At 68.6% G+C, this 1,966-nt stretch carries 2 protein-coding genes and 1 pseudogene; all 3 read right to left on the bottom strand.

The features are described from left to right. On the bottom strand, positions 1–598 hold a 598-nt coding region (locus tag B2W70_RS09845), incomplete at its 3' end, for an MBL fold metallo-hydrolase (RefSeq protein ID WP_286745270.1). A 126-nt stretch (positions 599–724) separates the two neighbouring features. Further along, positions 725–1,723 (bottom strand): tRNA (adenosine(37)-N6)-dimethylallyltransferase MiaA, encoded by a 999-nt coding sequence (gene miaA / locus B2W70_RS09840; RefSeq protein ID WP_286745268.1) that lies wholly within the window; start codon positions 1,721–1,723, stop codon positions 725–727. Positions 1,724–1,752: 29 nt separating this feature from the next. After that, positions 1,753–1,966, bottom strand: a pseudogene (locus B2W70_RS09835) (hypothetical protein); the annotation flags it as partial.

The following is a 1,966-nucleotide window of genomic DNA, read 5'->3' as shown; positions in this document are numbered from 1 at the left end:
TGCGGCACGGCTCGCCCACCAGCGGCGAGCCGTGTTGCGGCACGATCATGTCGATCTTGAGCTCTCGCACCATGCGCGCCCAGCAGCGCAGCACCTTGTTGGAGACCATGTAGCGCCGATGAAAGCCCTCCATGCCACGCGGCAGCGGGTTCAGCGAGGAGATGGGCCTGAGCGCTTCTTCGCCTGGCACCAGCGACACGCCCAGGTCGCCCGAGAACAGGATGCGCGCCGTGGGGTCATAAAACTGGAAGTTGCCCTCGGCGTGCATGAAGTGCGCGGGCAGGGCGATGAGCTCGCGCCGACCCACGGTGATGCGCATGCCGCCGTCCGGGATGCCAACCACGCGCCCCGTGGTCTTGCCGGGCTTGCAGAAGTGCGGCACGAAGCGCTCCCACAAGGTCGAGACGTAGAGCTTGGGGTCGGGCGTGGCCGTCATCCAGCGGTCCAGCGAGGCGATGATGTCCGGGTCGATGATGGCGCCATGGTCGCCGTCGACGATGAGGAACTGGTTGGCCTGCACGGCCTCGCCACCCTCGTCACCCAGGTTGGAGAACATCAGGCAGGCGTGGTCGCCCTGGCGGAAAAGCTCTTGCGGCATGGGTGTCCCTTGATCTGGGTTGGCTCAACGGGGCCAACGTGGATGGGGACTGTAGGCAGCCCGGCTGCCTGGGGCCTTAATTCAGATCAAGTCTGCTGCGGACTGGTCGCGCGAGGCGCGTTGGCATCATGCGTGTGCCGTGAAGATGCCACACGCGGCATCGGCCAGCGCTTGCGCGTCGCGGCCATCGTCGCAGGCCAGCACGTGTCGGTTCGGCATGCTGCGCAGCCAGGTCACCTGGCGTTTGGCCAGTTGGCGTGTGGCCGCGATGCCCCGCTGCGTGACCTCGTGGCGCACCTGGGGGTCGGCCAGGTTCAAGCCCTCATCCAAGGCCTCCCACACCTGGCGATAACCCACGCAGCGGATCGAGGGCAGGTCGGCATCGAGGTCGCCGCGTGCGCGCAGGCGCTGGACTTCGTCGATGAAGCCTTGGGCCATCATCTGCTCGAAGCGGAGCGCCACGCGGCGGTGCAGCCAGGCGCGCTCGGTGGGCTCGAGCGACACCAGGGTCGCGCTCACGCGAGGCGGCGAATCGGCCTGCTTGCTGTGGAAGTGCGACAGCGGCTGCCCGGTGCCATGGAAGACCTCCAGCGCGCGCTGAATGCGTTGCGTGTCGCCCGGTGCCAGGCGCGCGGCGGTGACCGGGTCCACTTGCTGCAACTCGGCGTGCAGGGCCACGCTGCCTTGCGCCTTCATGCGCGCATCGAGTTCGGCGCGCACCTCGGGCGCGATGGCGGGCATCTCGTCCATGCCTTCGAGCAGGGCCTTGAGGTAGAGCATGGTGCCGCCCACCAGCAACGGCCTGCCACCGCGCGAGCGAATGTCTGCGATGGCCTCGGTGGCGTCGGCCACGAAGCGGGCGGCGCTGTAGCGTTCAAGCGGGTCGACGATGTCGATGAGGTGGTGCGGCACCTGCGCCAACTCCTCGGCCGTGGGCTTGGCCGTGCCGATGTTCATCTCGCGGTAGATCAGGGCCGAGTCGACGCTGACGATCTCGATCGGGCGGCCACCATGCTGTCGCTCAGCCATGGCCAGCGCCACGGCCGTTTTGCCGCAGGCGGTGGGGCCGGTGAGCACCCACAGCGGCTCGTCGGACTGGGCAGGGTCGGGCGTGGTGGCGTGCATGGGCTGGGTGTGATCAGGAGCTTGGGTGCTCAAGCAGAGTGTGGCGCCAGGCCATGCCGCTGCACCCGCCTCAAGGCGGTCCAAGCGGTGAGGGCGCCACCCATGGCCAGGCCCAGCGTCATCGGGTGCAGGGTGCCTGCCCAGCCGGGCAGCGAAGTCCACCAGGACAGCGCGGCACCCACGACGAAAGCCGTGGTCGCCAGCACGAAGCCGGAAAATGCCGAAGCGGCGCCCGCCTGGGTC

It is taken from the genome of Aquabacterium sp. UBA2148 (assembly GCF_002328915.1).
Taxonomy (GTDB): domain Bacteria; phylum Pseudomonadota; class Gammaproteobacteria; order Burkholderiales; family Burkholderiaceae_C; genus Aquabacterium; species Aquabacterium parvum.
The sequence above is the reverse complement of the archived record's forward strand: the minus strand, read 5'-3'. Positions and strand labels throughout refer to the sequence as shown.